Raw genomic sequence first — 15461 nt, forward strand, 5'->3', positions numbered from 1 at the left:
CAAGCCTTCGGCATGTACGCCCTACGCTGTTTTGCGGGTTCGTTGGCTTTGTTCGTACTGGCTGCGATAGAGCTTGGCAAAGCCATGCAGCGCGGGCATCACCACGGCCCAGAGGGCGCCGATCAGCAGTAGGCTTTGCCAGGTGCCGTAGGGCAGGCCGACGCCGGCGATCTGCGCGCCGGCGTAATAGGACAGCGGCGCGCCGATTGCCCCGAGTAGGCTGCCGCGCCACCAGGGTTGTGCGGTCCAGGCCAGGCAGTGGTTGAGTGTGGTGGCCATCAGCAGCCACAGGCCTGCCAGCCACAGCGGGATCAGCGTGCGTGGCTCGCCGAAGTCGAACACGCCGAGGTTGAGCAGGAAGCTGTCCAGCGCGCTGCCGGCAAGAAACACCGTGATCAGCAGTTTGCCTTCCGCCGCCCAGCTGCTGGTCCACAACAGGTGTATCGCCAGCACCGCTGCGACAATCAGCAGCCACAGGCTGTCGCCGCCGAAGACGCAGGCGAACCAGCCGAGCTGAAACAGCAGGGTGTTGACGATCAATTTAGGCATCGAGATTTCCTAATAGTGGAGCAGGACGTGCCGCCGGTTTAGCCAGCAGCAATTGCGCGGTGCCGATGGTGCGCTCGATAAAGCCGCCCTCGCAATAGCACAGGTAGAACTCCCACAGGCGGAAGAAGTAATCGTCGTAGCCCTGCTGCTCCAGCTTGTGCCGCGCGTGGCGCAGGTTGTCGTGCCAGATGCGCAGGGTGCGGGCGTAGTGCAGGCCGAAGTCTTCCATGTGGTGCAGGTTCATATCGGTTTTGGCGGTGATGATTTCAAGCATCTTGTTCACCGAGGGCAGCGCGCCGCCGGGGAAGATATAGCGCTGGATAAAGTCCACGGCGTTTTTCGCCTGCTCATAGCGCTGATCGCGGATGGTGATGGCTTGCAGCAGCATCAGGCCGTCGGGTTTCAGTAGGCTGGCGCATTGCTCGAAATAGGTGGGCAGGAAGCGATGGCCGACGGCTTCGATCATCTCGATTGATACCAGCTTGTCGTACTGCCCGGCCAGGTCGCGATAGTCCTCCAGCAGCAGGGTGATCTGTCCCTGCAGGCCCTGCTTGGCAATGCGCTGTTGGGTGTAGGCGAATTGCTCACGCGACAGCGTGGTGGTGGTGACCTTGCAGCCGTAATGAGTGGCGGCGTAGATCGCCATGCTGCCCCAGCCGGTGCCGATTTCCAGCAGGTGATCACTGGGTTTCAATGCCAGCTTCTGGCAGATGCGTTCGAGCTTGTGCAGCTGCGCCTGTTCAAGACTGTCATCGGCGCTTTGGAACATCGCCGCCGAGTACATCATAGTGGGGTCGAGAAACTGCTCGAACAGTTCGTTACCCAGGTCGTAATGCGCCGAGATGTTCTTGCGCGAGCCCTGGCGAGTATTGCGGTTAAGCCAGTGCAGGCCCTGGATCAGTGGACGGCCCAGGCGCGCCAGGCCGTTTTCCATGGCGTCGAGTACGTCGAGGTTGCTGACGAATACGCGGATTACTGCGGTCAGGTCCGGAGTGGTCCAGTAACCATGGATATAGGCCTCGCCCGAGCCGATCGAGCCGTTGCCCGCGACCAGTCCCCAGGTCGCACCATCCTGCACCTGGATCTCGGCGCTGAGGCTAGAGTGGGCATCGCCGAACTCCATGCGCTCGTCACCTTCGACTATCACCAACTGGCCATGGCGCAGCTGTTGCAGCTGGCGCAGTACCGCGCGCCGCAACAAGCTGGCACCGATGCCGCTACCGGCACGCACGACATGTTTGGCAGAAGCCAGGCTAGAGCTTTTCATGGGGGACTTCCTTTGATGCGGGGCGGGCGACGCGCAAATCACCTTCAGCGGCCCGATGAGTGAACAGGGGAATGCGTTTGAGCAGCAGGCGCAGGGCCTGCCAGTAAATGGCGGCAACTGTTTTGCCGGTCATCCAGGGAAACTGCACTAGGTAGCGGTGCAGGCTGGCGCGGTTCAGTTCCGTACGTTGTAGGCTGAGGCTGGCGTCGAAGAGCTTTACTTCGCCCTGCCAGTCGGCCATATGAATGCCTAAGCGCTCGCCGGCCGGGCTGAAGCTCATGCGGTACTCCAGGTCGCGCGGCAGAAAGGGCGAGACGTGAAAAGCCTTGGCCACGGCAACGTGTTGATGGCCTGTACCCTCAGCCGGCAGCACGTAGTGGTAGCGCTCGCGGAAAGGTGTGTTGCTCACCTCACAGAGAATCGCCGCCAACTGGCCATCAGCCTCGTGGCAGTAGAAGAAACTCGCCGGATTGAAGCTCAGCCCCCAGCTGCGCGGCTGGGTCAGCAGGCAGATATGCCCCTGCGGCGTACGGCCCAGGGCTTCAGTCACGCGTTGACGCACGGCGTCGATTAGCTTGATGCCAGCGCCGGTGAACTGCGGCAGGTAATCTGTTTCACGAAAAGCGAAGGGTGCAAAACGACCACGCCCGGCCAGGGGCGACAACGCCAGCACGGCGTCCTGCTCGCTCAGGTCGAGGTAGAGCAGGCCCATGCGATAGCGGAAGTTGTGCAGGCGCGGGGCAAAGCGCCGGTGCTGCACCCAGCCGCTGTACAGGGCGCTGTTCATCACCGTTGTGCTGCTCACTACAGCGCCTCGCCGAATTCGCGGGCCACGCGCAGTGCGCTGACCACGCCATCTTCGTGGAAGCCATTGGCCCAGTACGCGCCGCAGAAATAGCTGTGGTTGGCGCCTAGCAGCTCTTCCCAGCGCGCTTGCGCAGCCATGCCGGCCAGGCTGTATTGCGGGTGGGCATAGGTGTAGCGCGCAAGAATTTTGCTCGGGTCGATGGCGGCGGTCTGGTTCAGGCTGACGCAGAAGGTGGTGTCGCTCTGGATGCCCTGCAGGATGTTCATGTCATAGGTCACGGCTGCCGGCTGCTTGACTGAACCACCCAGGCGATAGTTCCAGCTGGCCCAGGCCAGTGGCCGTTTGGGCAACAGGCGGGTGTCGGTGTGCAGCACCACGTCGTTATCGGCATAAGGCAGCGCGCCGAGAATTTCCTTCTCGATCCGGGTCGGTTCGGCCAGCAGGGCCAGGGCCTGGTCGCTGTGGCAGGCGAATACCACTTTATCGAAGCGCTCGGCGCCGGCAGCGCTATGCACAGTGACGCCATCGCCATCACGTTCGACCCGGCTCACCGCGCAGTTAAGACGAATATGCTGTTTGAAAGACTCGGTCAGCGGCGCGATGTAACTGCTGGAGCCGCCCTCGACCACGCACCATTGCGGGCGGTCGCTGACTGACAGCAGGCCGTGGTTTTTGAAGAAACGTACGAAGAACTGCAGCGGGAAGCCAAGCATGTCGTTCAGCGACATCGACCAGATCGCCGCGCCCATCGGCACGATGTAATGCGCGATAAAGCGCTCGCTGTAGCCATTGGCCTTGAGGTAATCGCCCAAGGTCATGGTGCTGGCGATGCGCTGCTGGTTGAGGTCGTTCAGTGCCTCGCGGTTGAAGCGCAGGATGTCGCGCACCATGCCGATAAATTTCGCTGAGATCAGGTTGCGGCGCTGGGCGAACAAGGTATTGAGGTTGTGCCCGTTGTACTCCACGCCGCTAACCGGGTCGCTGACCGAGAAGCTCATCTCGGTGGCCTTGAAGCCGACGCCGAGCTGGCTGAGCAGGCGAATAAAGTTCGGGTAGGTCCAGTCGTTGAACACGATAAACCCGGTGTCCACGGCGTAGCTCTGGCCAGCAACCTGCACATCCACGGTATGGGTGTGCCCGCCAATCCAGTCGCCAGACTCGAACACTGTGATCTCGTGTTTGCGGTTAAGCAGGTAAGCGCTGGTCAAACCGGCGATACCGCTGCCGATAATGGCGATCTTCATGGGTTGTCCTTGTTCTTGGCTTCAGTGCGGGCCATGCGGGCGCCGATGGCCACCTGCAAGCGCTTGGGCAAATGGCCGAGCAGCTTGAGCATGGCGATAAACGGGCCGGGAAAGCTTATTTCAAAGGGCTGCTGGTGCAGGCGTTCGGCGATATGCCGGGCGGCTTTGTCCACCGGCCAGCGCATAGGCATGGGGAAGTCATTTTTTTGCGTCAGCGGGGTGTCGACAAATCCGGGGCTGACCAGGGTAACGGCAATTTTTTCGGCGTGCAGGTCGATGCGCAGGGCTTCCATCAGGTAGCGCATGGCCGCCTTTGAGGCACCGTAAGCTTCGGCGCGCGGCAGCGGCATAAAGGTGACCGAGCTGCCGACACCGACCAGATGCGGCCGATTGCCCTGGCGCAGCAAAGGCAGGGCGGCTTCGATGCAGTAACTGGCAGAGAGCAGGTTGGCGCGCATCACCCGCTCAACCATGGCCGCCTCGAAGGTGCTGACCTCGACATATTCACAGGTGCCGGCGTTGAGGATGACGCAATCCAGTGCGCCCCAGACCTGGCCAATATGCTCGCCGATTGCCCGCACCTGGGCTGCATCGCCAAGGTCGCCTGCGACCACCAACACCTGCTGCGGATAGCGCTTGGCCAGCGCCTGCAAAGGCTCGATGGTGCGGGCGCTGAGAGCCAGGCGGTGACCCTGTTCAAGCAGTTGTTCAGCCAGTGCTGCGCCGATGCCACTGCTGGCGCCAGTGAGCCAGATACGCCGTGCGTTCGCGTTCATGCCAACCTCCTTTTCAGCCAACGAATTGCCGAGCCGAGTAAGGGCAGGTGCTCATAGAGCAGGCTGCCTGCGTCGAAATAGTCACGATGACGATAGACCTTGTCCTGCCACAGCAGGTGCGAACAGCCTTCCACGCGAATCAGCTGGCCGCTGGCCAGGCGCGGGTGGCGGTAGCTCATGGTCCAGCGCAGGTAGCCTTCACCGTCGCGCACCTGGTCAAAGCCATAGAAGTCAAAGCGCAGTTCGCTGACGTTGGCGTACATCTCGGCGAAGTAGCGCTGCATATTGGCCAGGCCACGCACTTCATGCAGCGGGTCGCAAAATAGCGCGTCGTCGCTGTAGAGGCGGCCCAGTCGGTCGAGGTTGTCTTTGTTCAACCCGGCAAAGTCCTGGGCGAACTGGCGTAGAAAGTCACTCATGGCACTTCCTCGCCAGCAAGGTGCGGCAGGCTTTTGAAAGCCGCCAAGGCGCGCGTACGGCTTTTGCTCAGGTCAACAATCGGCGAGGGGTAGTCGGCGATACCGAACAGCCCGCCGATGGCAGATGGGTTATGGATATTGGTTTTATTCAGGCCGACCAGTTCGGGCAGCCACTGGCGGATAAAGCGGCCATCCGGATCGAACTTCTGCGACTGGCTCAGCGGATTGAAGATGCGAAAGTACGGCGCCGAATCGGTGCCGGTGGAGGAACTCCATTGCCAGCCGCCATTGTTCGCCGCCAGGTCACCGTCGATCAGGTGGCGCATAAAAAAACGCTCGCCTTCGCGCCAGTCGATCAACAGGTTCTTAGTCAGAAACATCGCCACAACCATGCGCAGGCGGTTGTGCATCCAGCCGGTGGCCAGCAACTGGCGCATGGCGGCGTCGATAATCGGAAAACCAGTACGGCCTTCCTGCCAGGCTTTCAGCTCCTGCGGCGCATCACGCCAGGCCACAGCCTCGGTTTCCGCGCGGAAGGCGCGGTGCATGGACACGCGCGGGTAGCCGACCAGGATATGTTTGTAGAACTCGCGCCAGAGCAGCTCGTTGATCCAGGTGATCACCCCGATATTGCCGCTGTCGAATTCGCCCTGGTTGGCCTGCAACGCTGCATGCAGGCACTGGCGCGGTGAGATAACCCCTGCGGCTAGGTAGGCGGATAGCTGGCTGGTTCCGGGCTTGGCGGGGAAGTCGCGGGCACTCTGGTAGAAGTCGATCTGCTGCGCGGCAAAATCATCCAGCCGCCTCGCTGCCTCGGCTTCACCGGCAGGCCACAGCTCACGCAGTTCTGAAGCGGGCAGGGCGAAGCCTACAACTTGTTCAGGAATGGCATCGCTTTGGATCGCCAGCGGTGCCTGCGCTTTAGGCGTGGCGATAAGCGCTGGCAGTGCAGTGTGCAGGCGCTGATAGCAAACTTTGCGGAACTGGCTGTAAACCTGAAAGTAACCGCCGGATTTGGTCAGCACGCTGCCAGGCTTGAAGAACAGCTGATCCAGATGGCTGCGAAAATTCACCCCCAGGCCATCCAGCGCCCCGGCCACGGCCTGGTCGCGGCGGCTTTCATGCACGCCGTATTCTTCGTTGACCTGCACCGTGCCGACCTGCAGCTGCTGGCACAGCTGGCCGATCACCTGGGTTGCGGCGCTCCAGTCATCGGCCTCACGCACCAGCAGCGGCACGTTGAGTTTGCCCAGCTCGCTGGCCAGCTCCTTGAGGTTGCGCAGCCAGAAGTCGACCTTGCTCGGCGCATCATCGTGTGCCAGCCACTGCCCGGGGCTGAGCAGGTACAGCGCCACGGTCGGGCCGCTGCTTAGGGCGGCGGCCAGAGCGCTGTTGCCCTGCACGCGCAGGTCGGTACGAAACCACATAAGTTGCAGCATGGTATTTCCCATCAGCTGTGCAGCAGGTTGAGGTCGGTAAGGCTGTGCAGCGCGGCCAGCGGGTCGGCAGCCAAGCTCAGTTCGGCGTTCTGCGCGGTGATGGCGACTAATTCTTCGGCGTGGATCTGCACCACCTGACCGACCAGCAGGCAGGGGCAGTCATAGCCGCCAAGCAGGCGCTGCAGGTGGGTGCTATTGAGCGCCTGGCTGGAATACAGCAGCACCGCGCGCGGTTGAATATGCTCGACTGCCAGGGCCAGCTCCGTCGGTGATAGCGGCCAGTCGAAGACCTCCACCGGGCAGCCGGCACTGCTCGCCAGCCAGGCGGTGAGCCACATGCCGGGGGCCATCGGCAGGTCGGAGACGTTGATCAACAGCAGCGACGCACCGTTGTACTGGCGATTGTTGTGGTACAGCCGCGCGCCGAATTTGCTGCGCATCCAAGAGTAGAAGAACACCCGCTCAGCCTGTGCACCAACCTGGTTACGCCAGCGCAGCTCGAGTTCTTCGAGCAGCGGCAGGAGCAGTTGCTGACACAGGGTATGCGGCGGGTAGAGCGCCAGTTCGCTGTTGAAACAGTCATCCAGGCGGCGCTCGTTGAGGTTGCAGATGGCTTCCTGCAACTGCTGGCGCCGCGCTTCCCACTGCGAGCTGGCTTCGGCGAAGGCCGGCTGGTTGGAACGCAGCAGGCCCTTGACCTGGCTGACAGAGACGCCGCGATTGAGCCAGGTGAGAATCGCCTGGATACGCGCTACATGTTCATTGGAATACAGGCGATGACCCTTGGGCGTGCGGTGCGGCACGATCAAGCCATAACGCCGTTCCCAAGCGCGCAGAGTCACGGCGTTTACCCCGGTGATGCGCGCCACATCGCGGATTGGCATAAACCCCTGGGCGATGGCCGCCTGGTAATCGTCGGCGGCGCCTGCGCTGATTGGCTCCAGACTCATAACGCGTTACGCAGGCTGAGGTTTTCCGGGTGCGGCTGCAGGTAGACCTGCTGCGCGATGTAGGTATCCGGATGACGGCGGAAGTGATGCTTGAGCAAGGTCATGGGCACCACCAGCGGCACCACGCCATGGCGGTATTGGTCGATCAGCTGCTGCATTTCCTGCTTTTCTTCGCTGCTCAGCGCTTGCTTGAGATAGCCGCTGATGTGCTGCAGCACATTGCTGTGGGTGCGGCGGGTGGCGCAGCTTTTCAGCGCGCTCATCAGTTCGCTGAAATAACGCGGCGCCAGTTCATTCAGGTCGTGCTGGCCGAGGTCGCCGAGCATGCGCCCGAGTAGTTTGTACTGCATGGGGTTGGTGGCCATCAGCAGGTATTTGTAGCGCGAGTGGAAGTCGATCAGGCGCTTGCGCGTCAGGCCATCACGCAACAGCTGTTGCCACTCGGCATAGGCAAACACGCGGGTGATGAAATTCTCGCGCAGGATCGGGTCGTTGAGGCGGCCATCTTCTTCCACCGGCAGGTTGGGATGACGCGCGCAGAAAGCCTGAGCGAAGATGCCACGGCCCGGCTCGCTCGGCCGGCCATTGTCCTGATAAACCTTGACCCGGTGCAGGCCGCAGGATGGCGACTGCTGCATAAAAATGTAGCCGCAGATATCCGTCAGCTCGCCGGCCATGCGTTCGCCATAGGCGGCCAATGGTGCAGTGACATCTACTGTGCGGTTGACCGTGCCCACGGCGCGTGGTGCCAGCGGATCGCCGACCAGGCGGATCGGTTCACGCGGGATGCCCATGCCGATGGCTACTTCCGGGCACAGCGGAGCGAAGTCGAAATATTCGCTGAGGGTGCGGCTGCACAGGCGCGATTCCTTGTGGCCGCCGTTGTAGCGCACCTCGGAACCCAGCAGGCAGGCGCTAATGCCCAGTTTGGGTTTGCCAGTGGCGTTTGCGGATGGGCTCATGGGCAACCTCTGATGACGACTTGTACAGGTCGTGGTGGGTGTACAACTTGAGTTCATCATAGGTTTGTAATTGTACAAGTCAATATTTTTGTACAACTGTTGTAAGGTTTTGCCTCTGGCTTATTATTTCCAGCCCATGCGCCAGTGCTCGGGATTTTCCAGTGCGCGCCAGTCCATGCGTTGGCAGCGTTGGTTGAGTACGGCCTGCAGTTCGATCTGCAGCACCGTGCCGTCTTCGTCGCAGAACAGTTCGGTGACGAGAAAGTGCTTCTCGCGGTTCTGCGGTTGCGCTGCAGTCCATTTCGACAACAGCAGCTTGCGTGGATTTAGCCGATGCTTGGCTTGCATGGCGCGCGCTTGAGTGCTCATTGCAGATGTTCGAGCAAGCGTCGCGCCGCTTCCTGGCCGCTCAGCCAGGCGCCTTCGACACGGCCGGACAGGCACCAGTCGCCGCAAGCGTAGATGCCGAGGTCGGCATCGGCCAGTACACCCCACTGGTGCGCGCTGGCTGGGCGGGCGTAAAGCCAGCGGTGCGCCAGGCTGAAGGTGGGGGCGGGCACGGCGCAGCCGATCAGTTCGGCGAAGGCGCCGTGCAGGTGTTCGGTCACCGCTTCCTTGGGCATGTCCAGGTGCTGCTTGGTCCACTGGCTGGTGGCGTGCAGCACCCAAGTGTCGAGGTGTGTGTCGCGGCCGGGTTTGCTGCGGTTGCGCGCTAGCCAGTCGAGCGGGCTGTCCTGCACGAAGCAGCCTTCGACGCGGGTTTCCAGTGGACTGGCAAACGCCAGGGCCACTGCCCAGGTCGCGTCCATGGCCACGCTGGCGGCGGCGCCAGCCAGTTTTGGCACGCTGGACAGCAGCGCTGTAGCCTGCGGCGCCGGGGTGGCGACGATCACATGGCTGAACGGGCCGTGGCTGTTGCCTTCCGCATCCTGCAGGTGCCAATGCTGCTCACCGCGAAACACTTCGGTGATGCGGCAGGAGAAGCTCACCGGTAATGCGCCGAGCATGGCGCGGGTAATTGCACTCATGCGCGGGCTGCCGACCCAGCGCACTTGTTCATCCGGCGAGGCGCTGAGCTGGCCGTTATTGAAGTTGTAGAGACTGGGGGTCCATTCGGCGACCCAGCCACGGGCTTGCCACTGTTGCACCACCTCGACAAAGCGGCGATCGCGGGCGGTGAAATACTGCGCGCCAAGGTCCAGCGCGCCAGCATCGCTGCGTTTGCTGGCCATGCGTCCGCCACTGCCGCGGCTCTTGTCGAATAGGTGCACGGGATGCCCGGCGGCATGCAGCGCCTGTGCGGCAGACAGCCCGGCGATGCCGGTACCGATGATGGCGATGGGATGAAGAGCGGTCATGGTCTACCTCGTATTTTCAAGCGCTAGGCTACGCTTTAGACAAAAGCTATACAATATGGTTTTTCTGTATAAGCTATGCCGGAGTCGATCTTGCCTTTCTATAGTTAAGACAACCTGCAGCCGGATTGAAGCCACAAACGGCATTAATCCGTCGGTTATTACCACTTATGCAAAGGTCATGCGAGGGCGTTCTTATGCACATTCTTCTCACAGGCGGAACCGGTTTGATCGGGCGGGCGCTGTGCCGGCACTGGTTGCAGCAGGGTCACCAATTGACGGTGTGGAGCCGCAGGCCTGAGCAGGTTGCGGCCCTGTGCGGTGACGCGGTGCGTGGCATTGGCCGGCTCGATGAGCTGGCTGAGGAACCGCTGGATGCTGTGGTCAACCTGGCCGGCGCGCCGATTGCCGACCGGCCCTGGACGCGCAAGCGTAAGGCGCTGCTGTGGGCCAGCCGGATTGGCCTGACCGAACAATTGCTGGCCTGGCTGCAGAGCCGCGAGCACAAACCGCAGGTGTTGCTATCCGGTTCGGCGGTGGGCTGGTATGGCGATGGCGGCGAGCGCGAGCTGCATGAGGATTCGCCGCCGGTCAGCGAGGATTTCGCCGCGCAGTTGTGCGGCGCCTGGGAAGAAACCGCTCTGCGTGCCGAAGAGCTGGGCATCCGCGTGGTGTTACTGCGCACCGGTCTGGTACTGGCCCGCGACGGTGGTTTTCTCAAACGTCTGCTGCTGCCGTTCAAGCTGGGCCTGGGTGGCCCGCTGGGTAATGGTCGGCAGTGGATGCCGTGGATTCATCTGAGCGATCAAATCGCCCTGATTGATTTTCTCCTGCAGCAGGAGCAGGCCAGCGGTCCTTATAATGCCTGCGCGCCAACGCCTGAGCGTAACCGCGCCTTCAGCCAGGCCCTGGGTCGCGAGCTGCATCGTCCGGCCTTTATGCCGGCCCCGGCGTTTGCTCTGCGTGCGCTGCTGGGTGAGTTGTCGGTGTTGCTGCTCGGTGGCCAGCGCGCGATGCCGACGCGCTTGCAAGAGGCTGGCTTCAGTTTTCGTTTTACTCATCTCGATGTGGCCCTGGCGGACTTGCTCGGCCAACCGGACTAGGACTTTACATGACCGATCACGCTCTGCTGTTGGTAAACCTGGGCTCGCCGGCCTCCACTGACGTGGCCGATGTGCGCCGTTACCTCAACCAGTTTCTGATGGACCCCTATGTCGTCGACCTGCCTTGGCCGCTGCGGCGCTTGCTGGTTTCGCTGATTTTGATCAAGCGCCCGGCAGCCTCAGCGCATGCCTACGCTTCCATCTGGTGGGATGAAGGTTCGCCGCTGGTGGTGCTGAGCAAGCGCCTGCATCAGGCGATGAAGGCTTCCTGGACGCACGGCCCGGTGGAACTGGCCATGCGTTATGGCGAGCCGTCGTTGCAAACCGTGCTGACCCGTCTGGCTGCCCAGGGCATCAAGCAGGTCACACTGGCGCCGCTGTACCCACAGTTTGCCGACAGCACCACCACTACGGTGATCGAAGAGGCCAAGCGGGTGGTGCGTGAGCAGCAGCTGCCCATTCGCTTTTCCATCCTGCCGCCGTTCTATGACCAGCCGGAATACCTGGACGCCCTGGTCGACAGCGCCAAGCCTTATCTGGAGCAGGAATTCGATCATCTGCTGCTGAGCTTCCACGGCCTGCCGGAACGTCACTTGCGCAAGCTCGACCCCAGCAAGCATTGCCTGAAAGGTGCCGATTGCTGCCGCACGGCCTCGCCCGAAGTGTTGGCCACCTGTTACCGCGCCCAGTGCATGCGCAGTGCTGAGCTGTTTGCCCAGCGCATGGGGCTCAAGCCCGAGCAGTGGTCGGTGTCGTTCCAGTCGCGCTTGGGTCGTGACAAGTGGATCGAGCCCTACACCGAAAGCCGTCTCGACGAGCTGGCCAAACAGGGGGTGAAGAAATTGCTGGTGATGTGCCCAGCCTTCGTCGCCGACTGCATCGAAACCCTGGAAGAAATCGGCGACCGTGGCCGCGAGCAGTTTGTCGAAGCCGGCGGCGAGAGCCTGCAGCTGGTGCCGTGCCTGAATGATCATCCAAGCTGGGTGGCGGCGCTAAAAGTACTGAGTGAGCGTGCACCGCTGATGCTTTAGCAGCCCTGTGCAAGCTGCCTGCGTTGGCATACCGCGTTAAAACGGTCTCACCGCTAAAGGCTGTGAGGCCGTTTACGCCGCAATGACAGCGCAGGTAGTTTTCAACAGCCTGTTAGAACCGCAGGGGCGCTATCCAAGGTCCATCTATAAGTGGGCGCGGTTTACAGGTCCGGCTCTTCCAGCACGGTTTTGCTGCGCCAGCCTTGGCCGCCCGGCAGTACCAGGTTAAGCACCAGGGCGCAGATAGCGCACAGCGAGATGCCGGAGAGGGCAAAGTCGCTGTTGCCGATCACCATGCCGCCGATGCCGAATACCAGGGTCACCGAGACGATGATCAGGTTACGCGCTTCGGACAAATCGACCTGATGACGGATCAGGGTGTTCAAACCCACCACCGCGATGGAGCCGAACAGCAGGCAGAGAATGCCGCCCATGACCGGCACCGGAATGCTCTGCAGCGCGGTGCCGAACTTGCCAACAAAGGCCAGACCGATGGCGAAGCAGGCCGCCCAGGTCATGATCTTCGGGTTGTAGTTTTTGGTCAGCATCACCGCGCCGGTGACTTCCGCATAGGTGGTGTTAGGCGGGCCGCCGAACAGGCCGGCAGCCGACGTGGCCAGGCCGTCGCCAAGCAGGGTGCGGTGCAGGCCGGGCTTTTTGATAAAGTTCTTGCCGGTCACGCTGCTAATCGCCACCACGCCGCCGATATGCTCGATGGCCGGCGCCAGGGCGACCGGGACGATGTACAGAATCGCGCCCCAATGCAGCTCAGGCGTCACAAATGCCGGAATCGCCAGCCAGGGTGCGGCCGCGACATTGCTGGTGTCGATCACCCCGCAGAACGCCGCGACGATGCAGCCGACGATGATTCCCGCAAGGATCGGCACCAGGCGCAGCAGGCCACTGCCCATGGCGGCGACCAGCACGGTGGTGACCAACGCCGACATGGAAATCAGCATGGCGATTTCATACGGCACCAGTTGCGCGCTGCCATCGCCGGCTTTACCCATGGCCATGTTCACCGCTACCGGCGACAGCGCCAGGCCGATGGAAATGATCACCGGGGCAATTACCACCGGCGGCAGCAGGCGGTCGATAAAGCCGGCGCCTTTAACCCGCACCACGGCACTGAGCAGGATATACACCAAGCCCGAAGCGATGATGCCGCTGAGCACTGCCGGCAGGCCAAACTCACCCTTGGCGGCGAGAATCGGTGCGATAAAGGCAAAGCTGGAGGCCAGGAATACCGGTACCTGACGGCCAGTCACCAGCTGGAACAGCAGGGTGCCGATACCGGCGGTAAACAGCGCAACGTTGGGGTCCATGCCGGTGATCAGTGGCATCAGTACCAGTGCGCCGAAAGCCACAAACAGCATCTGCGCGCCGGAAATGCCCTGACGCCAGAGTGGGTCGTTGTATTCGTCCTGCATATGATCCTGCATGGTCAGGCGTCCTTTTGCTTGGTGCCGAAGATCTTGTCGCCAGCATCACCGAGGCCGGGAATGATATAGCCGTGTTCATTCAGGCACTGGTCGATGGAGGCGGTGAAGATCAGCACATCCGGGTGTGCGTCGTTGACCACCTTGATGCCCTCGGGGGCGGCGACCAGCACCATGGCGCGAATCTCCTTGCAGCCGGCTTTTTTCAGCAGGTCGATGGTGGCAACCATCGAGCCACCGGTGGCGAGCATCGGGTCGATGATCATCGCTAGGCGCTCGTCGATTTCCGGCACCAGCTTTTCCAGGTAGGTGTGCGCTTGCAGCGTTTCCTCATTGCGCGCCACGCCCACGGCGCTGACCTTGGCGCCGGGGATCAGGCTGAGCACGCCTTCAAGCATGCCAATGCCGGCGCGTAGGATTGGCACCACGGTGATCTTCTTGCCGGAGATTTTTTCCACCTGCACGGTGCCGCACCAGCCTTCGATCTCGCAGTTTTCCAGCGGCAGATCCTTGGTCGCTTCGTAGGTCAGCAGCGCGCCGACTTCCTGGGCGAGCTCACGAAAATTCTTCGTGCTGATATCGGCGCGGCGCATCAGGCCGAGTTTGTGGCGGATCAGCGGGTGGCGGATCTCAAGGATGGGCATGGCGGGGTCTCCGGCAGGACGGGCGAAAAAGTGCGTTAGATTAAAGCATTGGCTATGCCAAGTGATGGGCCAAGATGGCCTAATGTCGCGAAATAGCGGCTAACGTGTCGCTGCTTGCGGGCAATTGCCGCAGTTGGTCTGTCGGGGCTTGCTCTGCATGGCGCAGATGCGTACCTTTGCCGGCTTTTATGGCCTGCCATCCCTGGCGGCCACCCTCCGGGCCGTCGCTGCGCGACGTTAAAAATCACTCCCGGTCATTTTTTATTTTGACGCATTGATCAGTTTTCTGATCTGGCCGTCCCGCTCCCAAGAGGAAACAGCATGTCCGTCGATCTCGCGCATATCCGCCAAGTTATGGCCGAAGCCGATTGCCTGCACAGCAATGCCGAGGTCGAAGTGGCCATCGACGCCATGGCTGCAGCCATCAACAGCGAGATGGCCGACAGCAACCCCGTGGTGTTCTGCGTGATGAACGGCGGGCTGATCTTCTCCGGCAAGTTACTACCCAAGCTCGACTTCCCGCTGGAATTGTCCTACCTGCACGCCACCCGTTATCGCAATGAAACCAGCGGCGGCGAGCTGTTCTGGAAGGCCAAGCCGGAAATCTCCTTTATCGACCGCGACGTGCTGATCATCGACGACATCCTCGATGAAGGGCACACCCTCGGCGCAATCATCGATTTCTGCCGGCATGCCGGTGCCAAGAACGTGCGAATCGCCGTGCTGGTAGACAAGACCCACGACCGCAAAGCACGCCCCGACCTCAAGGCTGATTACGTCGGCATGTCCTGCGTTGATCGCTATGTGTTTGGCTACGGTATGGATTACAAGGGCTACTGGCGCAATGCGCCGGGTATCTACGCGGTTAAAGGGTTGTAAGCACAGCCTACCTTGCTGCGCTACCGGGCTATAGCTGAAGCGTTCGCCAATGGTCGCTATGGGTATCTGCAGGCTTGCCAGCAACAGCCCGAGCAAGGCGCGGCGGGCTGTGTTGACCTAAGTTGGCTATTGCCCAAACGTGGCGCGTGTTAGAAAAGTCGACTGAGCTGCATCCGTTGAGCCCTTGCCCACCCCGGAGGTACACTGCCGGCCCCGTGTGGCCTGGTTAGCTGGAGTGAGTGATGCGTAAAGACAAGAAGCAGGTGATTGGCGAAGAGATTGGTGACGAGCCGATCAAGCTGTTCCTCAGCGTAGAACCGGCCGACACCACGCCGCCGTCGCTGCACAAACTGGTCAAGGCTTACCGTGGTCTGCGTATCGATGATTTCGAGCGCTTTGTCGGCTTCTTCGTTGAGGCCGGCTACGACCTGAATGCCAAGGATGCTCAGGGCAATGACTTTATCGCGCTGATCCAGGATCAACGCTTTGCCGAACCTTATATAGACGTGATCAAAGCCGCTCGCGGCTGATTACCCCTCTGTCAGGCCGCTCCCCTGGCTTGGTCCCGCGTTTGGCGCTGCGCTCAATTCTGTGTT

General features: G+C 61.5%; 17 protein-coding genes. 4 read left to right on the forward strand and 13 right to left on the reverse strand.

Going from position 1 to position 15461, the window contains the following annotated elements; translation table 11 throughout:
* Positions 1-21: 21 nt before the first annotated feature.
* The 11 genes from AC0T4W_RS05155 to AC0T4W_RS05205 all read right to left on the reverse strand — a co-directional run bounded on the left by AC0T4W_RS05155 (position 22) and on the right by AC0T4W_RS05205 (position 9772).
* The gene (locus AC0T4W_RS05155) at positions 22-549 is read right to left on the reverse strand and encodes a DUF2878 domain-containing protein (RefSeq protein ID WP_476316981.1); all 528 of its coding nucleotides are present in this window, start codon (positions 547-549) and stop codon (positions 22-24) included.
* A complete protein-coding gene (locus tag AC0T4W_RS05160) occupies positions 542-1816 on the reverse strand; it encodes a class I SAM-dependent methyltransferase (RefSeq protein ID WP_476316984.1) in 1275 nt (424 codons plus the stop codon). Before AC0T4W_RS05160 ends, AC0T4W_RS05155 begins: the two co-directional genes overlap by 8 nt.
* Positions 1803-2603, reverse strand: a complete 801-nt coding sequence (locus tag AC0T4W_RS05165; RefSeq protein WP_476323470.1) for a DUF1365 domain-containing protein — start codon at positions 2601-2603, stop codon at positions 1803-1805. The genes AC0T4W_RS05160 and AC0T4W_RS05165 overlap by 14 nt, the downstream gene beginning before the upstream one ends.
* Positions 2604-2620: 17 nt before the next feature.
* Positions 2621-3868, reverse strand: coding sequence for an NAD(P)/FAD-dependent oxidoreductase (locus AC0T4W_RS05170; RefSeq protein WP_476316987.1), 1248 nt, complete (start codon positions 3866-3868; stop codon positions 2621-2623).
* Complete coding sequence (locus AC0T4W_RS05175; RefSeq protein ID WP_476316990.1) at positions 3865-4644, reverse strand: SDR family NAD(P)-dependent oxidoreductase; 780 nt, start codon at positions 4642-4644, stop codon at positions 3865-3867. The genes AC0T4W_RS05170 and AC0T4W_RS05175 overlap by 4 nt, the downstream gene beginning before the upstream one ends.
* The gene (locus AC0T4W_RS05180; RefSeq protein ID WP_476316993.1) at positions 4641-5063 is read right to left on the reverse strand and encodes a nuclear transport factor 2 family protein; all 423 of its coding nucleotides are present in this window, start codon (positions 5061-5063) and stop codon (positions 4641-4643) included. The genes AC0T4W_RS05175 and AC0T4W_RS05180 overlap by 4 nt, the downstream gene beginning before the upstream one ends.
* Positions 5060-6499 (reverse strand): deoxyribodipyrimidine photo-lyase, encoded by a 1440-nt coding sequence (gene phrB, locus AC0T4W_RS05185; RefSeq protein ID WP_476323473.1) that lies wholly within the window; start codon positions 6497-6499, stop codon positions 5060-5062. The genes AC0T4W_RS05180 and phrB overlap by 4 nt, the downstream gene beginning before the upstream one ends.
* 14 nt (positions 6500-6513) lie before the next feature.
* Positions 6514-7452 (reverse strand): MerR family transcriptional regulator, encoded by a 939-nt coding sequence (locus AC0T4W_RS05190; protein ID WP_476316996.1) that lies wholly within the window; start codon positions 7450-7452, stop codon positions 6514-6516.
* Positions 7449-8414, reverse strand: coding sequence for a YbgA family protein (locus tag AC0T4W_RS05195; RefSeq protein ID WP_476316998.1), 966 nt, complete (start codon positions 8412-8414; stop codon positions 7449-7451). The genes AC0T4W_RS05190 and AC0T4W_RS05195 overlap by 4 nt, the downstream gene beginning before the upstream one ends.
* A 123-nt stretch (positions 8415-8537) precedes the next feature.
* Entirely contained in the window at positions 8538-8783 is a 246-nt protein-coding gene (locus tag AC0T4W_RS05200) for a TIGR02450 family Trp-rich protein (RefSeq protein ID WP_476317001.1), read from the reverse strand.
* Positions 8780-9772 carry an NAD(P)/FAD-dependent oxidoreductase gene (locus tag AC0T4W_RS05205; protein WP_476317004.1) on the reverse strand — a complete coding sequence of 331 codons (993 nt, stop codon included), beginning with the start codon at positions 9770-9772 and terminating at the stop codon, positions 8780-8782. The genes AC0T4W_RS05200 and AC0T4W_RS05205 overlap by 4 nt, the downstream gene beginning before the upstream one ends.
* 194 nt (positions 9773-9966) lie before the next feature.
* Here AC0T4W_RS05205 and AC0T4W_RS05210 point away from each other — a divergent pair, with 194 nt between their 5' ends.
* Positions 9967-10872 carry a TIGR01777 family oxidoreductase gene (locus AC0T4W_RS05210; RefSeq protein WP_476317006.1) on the forward strand — a complete coding sequence of 302 codons (906 nt, stop codon included), beginning with the start codon at positions 9967-9969 and terminating at the stop codon, positions 10870-10872.
* 8 nt (positions 10873-10880) lie between these two features.
* Complete coding sequence (gene hemH / locus AC0T4W_RS05215) at positions 10881-11903, forward strand: ferrochelatase (protein ID WP_476317009.1); 1023 nt, start codon at positions 10881-10883, stop codon at positions 11901-11903.
* 161 nt (positions 11904-12064) lie between these two features.
* Here hemH and AC0T4W_RS05220 read toward each other — a convergent pair whose 3' ends face one another.
* Positions 12065-13345, reverse strand: coding sequence for a uracil-xanthine permease family protein (locus AC0T4W_RS05220; protein WP_476317012.1), 1281 nt, complete (start codon positions 13343-13345; stop codon positions 12065-12067).
* Between the two features lie 2 nt (positions 13346-13347).
* Positions 13348-13986, reverse strand: coding sequence for a uracil phosphoribosyltransferase (upp, locus tag AC0T4W_RS05225; protein ID WP_476317015.1), 639 nt, complete (start codon positions 13984-13986; stop codon positions 13348-13350).
* Between the two features lie 321 nt (positions 13987-14307).
* Here upp and AC0T4W_RS05230 point away from each other — a divergent pair, with 321 nt between their 5' ends.
* Positions 14308-14865: a hypoxanthine-guanine phosphoribosyltransferase gene (locus AC0T4W_RS05230; RefSeq protein ID WP_476317017.1), complete on the forward strand. Its 558-nt coding sequence runs from the start codon at positions 14308-14310 to the stop codon at positions 14863-14865.
* A 242-nt stretch (positions 14866-15107) separates the two neighbouring features.
* Positions 15108-15395 carry a PA4642 family protein gene (locus AC0T4W_RS05235; protein ID WP_476317020.1) on the forward strand — a complete coding sequence of 96 codons (288 nt, stop codon included), beginning with the start codon at positions 15108-15110 and terminating at the stop codon, positions 15393-15395.
* The last annotated feature ends 66 nt before the right edge of the window (positions 15396-15461 follow it).

The sequence above is a fragment of the Pseudomonas sp. C7.1 genome (assembly GCF_056312395.1).